Below are 9,758 nucleotides of genomic sequence, written 5' to 3' on the forward strand. Positions count from 1 at the left end.
GCCGATGCTCCTGTAACGGTGAGCACTTTGGCTGTGATCACGCCATTAGTATCAGTAACTTGACCTGAGAACGAATAGTTACCTGAATCAACCCCGCTAATAGCAATACTGCTTAAAGCGTAGGACAATCCTGTACCAACGCTAGCGCTTGTGTAGGCACCCGAACCTGTAATGGTCAGTCGATCGTTTGCAATCGCATTAGTCGCGGCAAGCGCCTTGGCAACAATCGCGTTAGTGCCGTCATAGACCTTTGTTTGGCTCGATGTATTTAAAGTCAGCGCCAAAGGTGTAATAGCAATAGTTCCGCTAACAGTCAGAATTGGATAGCTAGTGACATAGTTTGTTACATAACCAGGTGTAGTGCTAGCTGTTGGCAACGGCGCGAATGTATAGTTACCAACATTTAGGAATCCGCCAGCACTACTATTGCTAGTTGTAAAGACTGGAGCGCTGGTTGTTAAGGTGTATTGCCCTTGATCTGCGCCAATTCGGTTATCCGTTGCGATCCAGGTGTTTGCAGTATTGCCAGGTACAACATTCAAATTGACGATTGAGCTCGGTATAGAGCAGTCGGCACCAATAGTGCAATAGGATGCAGATACAGGGATAGAAGTACCAATATTGGCGGCAGTTAATGTCCCATAAGTCACGGAACTATTGCCAATACTAATGAGCAACTGCCCTTTTTGGACAATGGTAAAGATTGCTGCAACTGGATTAACAATGTAGTTCGCTGCAGTGGCACTTGGTGTGATGGTGTAAGAAGCACCAGCAACCTCACCAGAATCTCTTGTAACGATTGGATTAATAAGTACAGCACTGGTATCTGCACCCTTTAAACCAGTCAATGTATAGGTAAATGGCAATGGATCAGGCTGGCCATCAAACTTCGTTGCAGCATTAGCAGTCATAGTTAATGTTGCTGGTGTGATCGCTCCAGCCCCACTAACAGTGAGCGGTAATGTGTAGTTCGATAACTTAGTAGAGCCAATAGCTACATAATTAGCCGAAGTTAAGGTGGTGCTGACACTGGAAGCATTTGCAACATTGGCACTGTCATATATTGCGTTCACTTGATTAATGTAAGCACCTTGACCACTAACAAAGCCACCCACAACATAACTACCTGATGTTAGAGCGGTTCCGGCAGTTAGAACTGCTGTGTCAGTCGCGTCATAAACCTTTGTTTGCGAATGAATAGTGACAGTAATTGGCGCCGGAGTGATGTTAGCTGTAAAGCCAGTTGGCTGAATCAGCGTGTAGTTACCTTGGCTATTATTGTTCAACGTATTAGCAACAGTGACTACCAAACCATTGCCAACATCTGACTGACTAAATGAGGCCGCTTGATTTAAGGTGATATTTTCACTACCAACAACACCAACTAATGCTCCACCAGAAATCGATGCGGTAGTTGTATTGTCATAGACCTTATTGGCGATTAATGTACCAGTAACAGTAAGAGCCTTCGGAGTAATACTCGCTGTTAATCCTGTTGGCTGAGTGAGCGTATAGTTACTTGCTGCTGAGCCTGCTAATACATCAGCCACAGTCACCACAAGATTATTGCCAACGTTTGCCTGGCTAAATGTAGCAGCCTGGGTAAACGTAATACTTGCAGCATCAGCACTAACAATGCCATTCAAGACACCGCCACTGATAGTTGCTACGTTAGTGCCGTCGTATGTTTTGCTAGCTACAGTGGTGCCAGTCACAGTAACCGTCTTACTTGTAATATTAGCAACAAGGCCTGTTGGCTGTGTCAGTGTGTAGTTACCGGCAGCGCTACCGCTAAGGGTATATGCCGCAGTAACTGCCAGGCCATTACCAACATTGGCTTGGCCAAAGTCACCTGCACGAGTTAATGTGATATTGGAAACGTCACCACTAACGACTCCACTCAAGGCGCCAGATAGGATCGCGGAAGTTGTGGCGTCATACACCTTATTGGCGGCTGTCGCACCAGTGATAGTTAATGTTTTCGGTGTAATGTCTGCAGTAAGATCAGTTGGCTGAGTTAAGGTGTAGTTGCTAGATCCAGACCCAGCCAAGGTGTTTGCAATAGTAATGGCCAGACTTGAACCGACGTTAGCTTGGCTAAAGTTACCCGCCTGTGAAAGCGTTACGACATCGCTACCGACTACACCAACCAATGATCCACCAGAAACAGTTGCTGTTGTAGCGCCGTCATACACTTTATTGGCAACGGTAGTGCCAGAAACTGTTAAAGCTCTAGGCGTAATGTTGGCCGTAAATCCAGTGGGCTGTGTCAGCGTGTAATTGCCAGCAGCATTATTGCTCAAGCTATCTGCAATAGTGACCGCTAAGCCAGTACCCACGTTGGCAGAACTAAAGGTTCCAGCCTGTGTAAGACCAATGTTCTCTCCGGCTACTACGCCTACCAAAGTGCCGCCAGACACTATAGCTACATTGCTACCGTCATAGACCTTATTGGCAACGGTTGTACCGCTCACAGTCAATGCCTTAGGCGTAATGTTCGCTGTTAAGCCAGTTGGCTGAGTTAAGGTGTAGTTACCCGCTGCAGTTCCAGTGAGGTAATTGGCGATAGTGACTGCCAAGCCATTACCAGCATTTGCCTGGCTAAATGTTCCCGCTAAATTGATCGTTACAACATCCCCACCAATGACTCCAACGAGGCTGCTGCCGCTTACTGAAGCAGTATTTGTGCCGTCATAAGCCTTGTTGGCTACGGTAGTTCCAGAGACTGTCAAGGCCTTCGGAGTGATATTGGCCGTAAATCCTGTTGGCTGAGTGAGCGTGTAATTACCCAAACTATTATTACTTAAAGTATCAGCAATAGTAACGGCAAGTCCAGTGCCAACATTAGATGAGCTAAATGAACCTGCTTGATTAAGACTAACAGTATCGCTACCCACAACTCCAACCAAGCTACCGCCAGTCACTGTTGCAGTAGTTGTACCATCGTAGATCTTATTGGTAACGGCAGTACCTGTGACAGTCAATGCCTTAGGAGTAATGTTGGCTATTAAGCCTGTTGGTTGAGTTAAGGTGTAGTTCACTGCAGCCGAACCAGTTAAAACATCGGCAGCAGTCACTACTAGATTGTTGCCGACATTGATCTGGCTGAATGTACCAGCTTGAGTAACACTTAAGTTAGCGCTATCAGTACTAATGACACCATTTAATGTGCCACCACTAAAGCTAGCTGCATTAGTACCGTCATAAGTCTTATTGGCAACCGTTGCTCCAGTGATGGTTAAGTTCGCTTTAGTAATAACACCGTTTGTGCCGCTAATAGTGTTACCAAACGCATAGTTAGCAGCATCGGAACCACTAATCACAACACTATTGAGCGTGTAGGACAGTCCAGTTCCTGCATTAGCACTGGCATAAGCACCAGAAGCACTTACGAGCAATTGATCGCCAGTAATCACATTGCTTGGCGTCAGAGTCTTACTAGAAATTGCTGTAGTTGCGTCATAAACCTTAGTTTGTGTAGGCGCCGTAATGCTCAATGTCAATGGGGTAATCGAGATCGTGCCTGGAACGATCAGAATTGGGTAACCAGTGGCATAGTTGGTTGAGAAACCAGGATTAGTCACTACTGTAGTTGACGGTGTAAATGTGTAGCTACCAACATTCAAATAGCCACCTGAGCTGCTATTCGCTGCCGTCAATGTTGGCGGTGTAATAGTGAGAGTGTAATTACCCTGTGTTGAGCCGGGCTTGCTATCCGTAGCAACCCAAGTATTGGTTGCCGAGCCAGATACTACATTCAGGGTAATGATGGATGCAGGCAATGAGCAATTAGCACCGATATTGCAATAGGATGCAGATACGCCAATAGAGCCTGCAATATTGCTGCTCGTTAGTGTTCCATAGCTTACTGAGCTATTTCCCACCTTAATGAGTAACTGGCCTTGCGCCATGATCGAGAAGCTCGCAGTTACAGGAACAATTGTGTAGTTAGCTGCGGTTGCACTTGGGGTTAAGGTATAGCTAGCTCCAGCTACTTCACCAGCTGGACGTGTAACACTAGCATTGCTGAGTACGCTGGAGGTATCAGCACCTTTGAGTCCGGATAAGCTGTAAGTAAAACCTGGGTCTGACTGGCCTACGAATTTAGCTGACGCATTTGCAGTCATCGTTAATGTGGCCGGTGTGATGACTCCAGTTGCGCTTACGAATGTTGGCAATGTATAGTTTGATAGATTGGTACTGCCTGTGGCAATATAGTTGCTTGGGCTTAATGAAGCAGTTACGGTTGTGGCATTAGCGACGTTTGCACTGTTGTAAACCGCATTAGCTTGATTAATGTAAGCCCCCTGCCCGCTGATAAATCCACTAATGGTGTAGCTACCAGCATTAACACTAGTGCCTGCAACTAAGCTAGCTGCAGCAGTACCGTCATATTCCTTCGTTTGACTAGCGATTGAAACGGTAATTGGGGCTGGTGTAATGTTGGCAGCAAATCCAGTTGGCTGGGTGAGCGTGTAATTACCAGCAGCATTATTGGTTAATGCATCAGCAATCGTTACTGCAAGCCCTGTACCAGCATTCGATTGACTGAAGCTACCAGCCTGTGTCAAGCCAACAGTATCGCCAGAAATTACCCCAACTAAGCTACCACCAGAAATTGCAGCAGTTGTATTACCGTCATAAACTTTATTGGCAACAGTTGTGCCAGTAACTGTCAAAGCTTTAGGTGTGATATTGGCAGTAATTCCACCAGGCTGAGTTAAGGTGTAGTTACCAGCTGCTGAACCACTAATACTATCGTTCATCACAATGCTTATGGCATTTCCAGCATTCGCTGAGCTGAAGGTAGCAGCCTTAGTGAATGTTACGTTCGTTGAATCCGTGGCCACTAGACCGACCAATGTACCTGCGGTTACAGTAGCGGCAGTTGTGCCGTCGTACACCTTGTCAGCAACCATAGTGCCGGTAATAGTTAATGACTTAGGCGTGATATTGGCACTCAAGCCGCTAGGCTGAGTAATGGTGTAGTTTGCAGCAGCAGTACCGGTAATGCTCTCATACACCGTGACAGGGATGCTATTACCAACATTAGCACTTGAGAAATTCGCGGTCTGCGTCAAGGTGACCTTACTTGCATCGCCACTGACCAACCCTACTAGCGTACCTGTGGTTGCCACAGCTGCCGTAGTGGTGTCATAGATCTTATTGCTGACTGCGACACCGGTCACGGTCAATACCTTAGGGGTGATGCTAGCAGTAAGGCCAGTAGGCTGAATAATCGAGTAATTAGAGGCAGATGCACCACTCAGTGTGTCGGCTGCAGTCACTGCAATAGCATTGCCTACTGCACTCTGTGCATATGTACCTACCTGGCTTAGATTAACAATATCTGAACCGATGACGCCAACTAGTGAACCGCCAGTAATTGTTGCAGAAGTCGTTCCGTCATACACCTTATCGGCAGCAACTGAACCGCTACCTACAGTTAATGCTTTAGCAGTAATTGTTGCAACGTTTTTGGTATTGCCAGCAGCTGCGTTGTAAACAGAGTTCAAACTGTAGTTGCTGAGTGATGCGGTGCCACCGCTACTCACAATCGAAGTCACATAGTTGCTACCATTATTAGCAACGTTCGCATTATTTACCGTTGCACTAGAGAGCCCTGTAATAGTCTGCCCTGCTACTAAGCCTGTTAGCGTAAAGGCGCTCGGTGTGACGTAAGTTGTACCGCTATATTCAGCAGTAATGGTGATTCCAAGTGGCGCTGGAGTGACGATAGCCGTAATACCGCTTGGCTGAACCAAAATGTAGTTAGCAGCCGATGCTCCAGTAATGGTGTTATTGATGATTACAGAGGCGGTGCTGCTGACATTAGCGCTACTTAGAACGGCGGATTGCACTAAGGTAACATTTGCAGCATCACCAGCACTTAAACCAACTAAAGTACCTCCTGTAATAGTGATTGCAGTAGTGCCGTCATAAACCTTGGTCACTGCAGAGGTATTAACGACTGTTAATACTTTTTGACTTGCGGCTACTAGGGTTGCAATATTTTGACCGATACCTGATGTAGCGCTGTAGGCTGGAGCAAATGTATAGTTTGTTGCTAACGCAGTTCCACCAGAAATCACAATGCCAGTGACAAAATTACTACCATTACTACCAATACTTGAGCTGCTGACAGTGACGCTGCTTAATCCAGTAATAGTTTGACCACCAATTAAGCCATTAATCGTATAAGAAATTGGGGTAATGTTATTTGTGCCATTAGCCACACCTACCACCTGAATGCCCAGCATAGCTGGTGTAATGTTTGCTGTAATACCAGTTGGCTGAATTAAGCGATAGTTACTTGCTGCAACACCCGTAATGGAGTCATTCACAATGATGATGATGCCGTTACTGACGTTAGGTGATGAGAAAGTACCAGCCTGAACTAAGGTAACCTTGCTAGCGTCGCCACTCACAAGACCAATCAATGACCCGCCAGTTAAAACTGCATTATTAGTGCCGTCATAAGTTTTGTGGGCAACAGTACCATCGCTGACAGTCAAGGTCTTGGGTGTAATCGCTGCGGTAACCCCGGTAGGCTGAACCAAGGTGTAGTTAGCACTAGACGCGCCAGAAATACTATCGCTTACCAATACAGTTACCGCTGAAGCCACATTAGCACTATTGAATGTACCAGCTTGCTTGAGGATTACTACATCACCACCCACTACTCCTGCCAAGGACCCACCCCAAACGTTAACGCTGGTTGTGCCGTCATAAACTTTTGAATCAGCCAAGGTGCCAGTGACAGTCAATGTTTTGGTAGACAGTGTTACGGTATTTAAGCCTGTGCCTGAGGTTGTACTGGCAGCAGTGTTGAATGCATAGTTACTTGCTAGCGCTGTTCCGCTGCCAATGACAATGGAACGCACAAAGTTACTGCTGTTAGCAGCGACATTGATATTAGCTACGTTAGCACTTGAGATAGCGCTAATAGTTTCACCATTGACCAAGCCAGTCAGCGTGAATGATGTCGGAGTAACAGTGGTTGAGCCACTATATACAGCAGCTAGAGTGATACCCAATGGCGCAGGAGTGATATTGGCAGTAATACCTGCAGGCTGCGTTAATGAATAATTTCCACTAGCACTGCCGCTAATACTGTCTGTGATGGAGACTGCAATGCCTGTTCCCGCATTTGCAGTATTAAAGCTACCGGCCTTTGTTAAAGTCACATTCGCTGCATCTGCACTCAGAACGCCCACTAAAGTACCGCCAGTAACTGTCGCTGCCGTTGATCCGTCATAAACCTTGTTCGCAACAGTAGTGCCAGTCACAGTTAGTGCTTTTGGCGTGATATTGGCAGTCACATTGGCTGGCTGAGTCAGAACATAGTTTGCTGATGCAGGTCCAGTCAGGGTATTGCTCATTCTGACGCTAATTGCATTAGCCACGTTACTCTGCACAAAACTACCAGACTGAATTAAATTCACGTTTGCAAGGTCGGTAGTAACCACACCAACCAAGGTTCCGCCAGTAATCGTAGCTGCGGTAGTGCCGTCATAAACCTTATTTGCGGCAACTGTTGTTCCACCTACCGTCAGAACCTTTTGCGCAATATTTGCGGTAATGCCTGTAGGCTGTATTAAGGTGTAATTGCCACTAGCAGAACCTGAAATACTATCTACCATGACTAAGGGTACGTTATTGGCCGCATTAGCTGAAACAAAAGTAGCGGTTTGTGCGAGGGTCACATTAGCTAGGTCTCCTGCTGCCACGCCAACCAAGGAGCCTCCACTCACAGTAGCACTCTTCGTACCATCGTAAGTCTTGGCGGCGATAGTAATGCCCGTCACGGTCAATGCTTTTGGTGTCAGCGTAACGGTATTTTGGGTATTACTACTAACTGTGTTGTAGGCAGGATTAATAACGTAGTTGCTGATAGAGGCTGTGCCACCGCCAAGAGTAATTGCTGTGACGTAGTTGCTGTTATTGGCCGCCACATTGATTGCATTGATCGTTGCAGCACTAATACTACTGATCGTTTGGCTATTGACTAAACCAGTAACAGTAAATGCTGTTGGAGTTACTGTAGTAGTACCGGTATAAACAGCATTAATAGTGACGCCTAATGGTGCTGGAGTAATAGCGACTCTATTGGTTGCCGCGCTTTGTGATGCGCTAACTGGTAAGCCACTAGTTAAAGTACCGTTGTAAGCACTATTGATTAAGTAATTGAGTGACGAGAAGGTATTGACACCAGTTGCGGTACCGGCGACCGCTGTAACGTAGGCGCCTGCAGTATTAGCATTTGCTGCACTCACCGTCACGTTAGTCACGGTATCCCATGATGCTAGACCTGAAGTGACGATGGTGGCGTTTTGATTTGTGAATGAACTAGTACCGTTATAGACACCGCTGACGCTAATACCCAATACAGCTGGTGTAATGGAAAAAGTCCGCCCTGCTGGCACTAAAGTGACCGCTGAACCATCTGTTGCCGATATGCTAGCTGCGGTAAGAGCTGTATTAGTCTGGGCTGCATTCGCATTAGTACCATTTGAGGCTGTAGTACCCCCTACTGTCGGGCTAAACATCAGCACAGATTTAACGTATGTCAATGATGTCGTAGTCACACCAAAGCTCGCAGTAATAGAACCTGTATAGCTCACAGTCGAGTTAGCCTGCAACCATGCATTGGCAGAGGCTGAGTTATAGCCTGTGCCATAAGCTGCAGAGTAATTAGAATTCAGGGTGACAGAGATAGCCAGAGTATTCGTGAGCTTCTGGCGATAGTTAATAAAGTTGCCGCTGACGTAGCCTGAGGCCTTTACAAGTGCACCCCCCAAAATGCCGTAAGAGATGTTCTTAGTGGCATCGGCATTAGCAGTGGTAATGCCGATGGCATTGGCGATTGTGCAACCAGTAGTACAGGCTGCATTCTCAGGAGCAGCCATAGAAATGCCCACCACTCCTCCGGTATTGGTAATAGTGCCAACGGCTGTAACATTACCGCCTGTAGTTGTTCCTGCGGCTATACCATCGCCAGCTGTAATCCGAATGCCATCGGCACCAGAGTTGGTAACACCAGCAAGGCTAACGTTACCAACAGCATCAACAATCACGCCACCAGTAGCCCCAGAATTCTGAATAAGCGCACTAGTAGTGATATTGCCACTAGAGCCTAGGCCGGTTAAGTAAACACCAGCAGCGCCAGTAATGGTTGCAGATGCTACGGTATTTATCGCTTGACCACTTACCGCAGTCGAGTGGCCATTCAATGCAATTACACCAGATGTAGCATTGGTTGCGCTCATCACTGCCGCAGCATTGCTAGCGTAAATTCCGAAATTAGCGGTAGAGCTTCCCGTGATGGTAATTGCTCCGCCAGTAGTTCTAATTGCTGCGGAATAGTTCACACCAGAAGAGTTGCTTGACACACCATTGATCACGATATTGCCAGTAGCATAAATAGCGTTATTAATACCGATGCCAACGTTTGAAGCTGTTGCTAATGTAGCCAAATTATTAGTGGTAGGGTTAATAAAGCCGCTTACTGGCGTGCAGCCTGTACCGGTGCAACCAAAGGTGTTATCGAGCAGCACATAACCAGGCAAGGATGCGCTTGATGTGCCGATTGCATCGGGATCAATGACAGATCCTGATGATCTGGCAATGTAGTTAATAACCGAACCTACTGATGTAGTGAAGGTAAGTGCTCCACCAGTAATATTAGAAGCCCTGGTACCTCTAGTAGTGTCATAAATCACATTAGCTATTGGCATACCCGTATTCGCTACTAAAGC

Annotated in this window: 1 protein-coding gene; it reads right to left on the reverse strand. The window is 46.6% G+C overall.

From position 1 onward, the window contains the following. A partial coding sequence (locus IEN92_RS08880) for an S-layer family protein (RefSeq protein WP_216162903.1) occupies positions 1-9,737 on the reverse strand: 9,737 nt, incomplete at its 3' end. Between the last annotated feature and the right edge of the window lie 21 nt (positions 9,738-9,758).

Origin of the sequence: Polynucleobacter sp. MWH-Creno-3A4 (genome assembly GCF_018881885.1) — a bacterium.
Lineage (GTDB): Bacteria > Pseudomonadota > Gammaproteobacteria > Burkholderiales > Burkholderiaceae > Polynucleobacter.